Below are 1,373 nucleotides of genomic sequence, written 5' to 3'. Positions count from 1 at the left end.
CAGTTACCGAACTCGTCGGACGGGCTCGCGCACGGCGTGGACACCCCACAATACCAACGACACAACAGGGCTCTCTAGATTTATCAACAACATAGCGAGGTTGGGCAGTATGAAACGCACTTGTACAACCGGAAACGGCCCCATTCGAGCCTGGCGGATCGCACGCCGGATGAGGCATACTTCGCGACGCTGCCAGCGATCAAATCGGCAGCATGATTGCCTCGGACGCTCCACTTAAAAATCTCGGAAAACTGTCCGAACGAGCGAAGCCACCTCTTCCCTGGCAACGCGGCTCAAACGAAAACACGAATGGGCTTCTGAGGCAATACTTCCCTAAGGGTACTGATCTCTCCGTCTACTCGCAGGCCAGACTGAATGCCGTAGCCAGGCGGCTCAACGAACGTCCCCGAAAAACACTAAACTTCGACACGCCGGCTGAGCGATTTAACCCAATCGTTGCATCGACCGGTTGAATCCGCCGCTTTGATTGGCCTGTTGTTTCTCGTGCTGCTTTACACGGTCGCGCCGGCGATGCAACGCGGTCATCCGGCCACGCACCAGTGGCAGGCCCTAACACGATAAGGAGGTTGCATGGACACGCACAAGTTCGTACTTGCGCTGGAGGGCGAAGGTATGGATCCCGACCAGGCAGCCATCATCGCCCACGAGATATACGCGATCTATGCTCACTCCGGACTGGGTGGAGTCTATAAACCCGTGGACTATGGCGATCTTGAAATGCTTCGCGCGAAGGCAGATCTTGTGCGAGCCGAGAAAGAAGCGCGACTCCAGGCGCTACTCGCGATGAGAGCTGACGACGCCGTGCAACAAGCGTACTGGATGGGCGAAATGAAGCGGATCGAAGGAGAGAGAAGGAAGCGCGGCTTCATCAGATGAGCGGTTCCAGACTCCGCAGCCGAATGGCGATTCAGGCAGACGATTGCCTCCGAACCTGACCGGTTGCATGGCCGCCGGGAGTTGGCATTGCCGGCCGGGACCCAGGCGGCGTTCCGCGAAGTCGGCAACGGCAACAGGTATCACGCGCGCGCGTGTCGCCGCCAATGCTCAATGCAAACGGGATGGTTTCAACCCATGGTGGCAACGTGGCGTGCGCCGACCCCTGTACCGACGGGCCACGACCCGCAACCACAGTTTGGCGTATGGTGGGTTGTTTGGTGGGTAGAAACGAAAAACGGGCCAAGAGGCCCGTATTCATTGATATCCTGGCGGAGAGAGGGGGATTCGAACCCCCGATAGGCTATTAACCTATACACGCTTTCCAGGCGTGCGACTTAAACCGCTCATCCATCTCTCCGGCGGGGAGCCGAATTATAGCAAACTTCGCGCCCTGCGCCACACCCCACCCAAAGCCC

General features: G+C 58.3%; 1 protein-coding gene, 1 tRNA gene and 1 pseudogene. 2 read left to right on the top strand and 1 reads right to left on the bottom strand.

The genetic code is table 11. From position 1 onward, the window contains the following. Positions 1-269 precede the first annotated feature (269 nt). Both F6X42_RS42685 and F6X42_RS42680 read left to right on the top strand, forming a co-directional pair. Positions 270-473 (top strand): annotated as a pseudogene (locus tag F6X42_RS42685) (transposase); the annotation flags it as partial. A 118-nt stretch (positions 474-591) separates the two neighbouring features. Further along, complete coding sequence (locus F6X42_RS42680) at positions 592-897, top strand: hypothetical protein (RefSeq protein WP_187639737.1); 306 nt, start codon at positions 592-594, stop codon at positions 895-897. 327 nt (positions 898-1,224) lie between these two features. Here F6X42_RS42680 and F6X42_RS42675 read toward each other — a convergent pair. Continuing rightward, positions 1,225-1,315 (bottom strand) — tRNA-Ser (locus tag F6X42_RS42675). Between the last annotated feature and the right edge of the window lie 58 nt (positions 1,316-1,373).

This window comes from Paraburkholderia podalyriae, from assembly GCF_014397785.1.
GTDB classification, from domain to species: Bacteria; Pseudomonadota; Gammaproteobacteria; order Burkholderiales; family Burkholderiaceae; genus Paraburkholderia; species Paraburkholderia podalyriae.
This window is presented reverse-complemented; position numbering and strand designations above follow the sequence as displayed.

Coding starts and splice junctions, on each gene's coding strand:
- F6X42_RS42680 (WP_187639737.1), top strand. CDS start 592: ATGGACACGCACAAGTTCGTACTTGCGCTGGAGGGCGAAGGTATGGAT.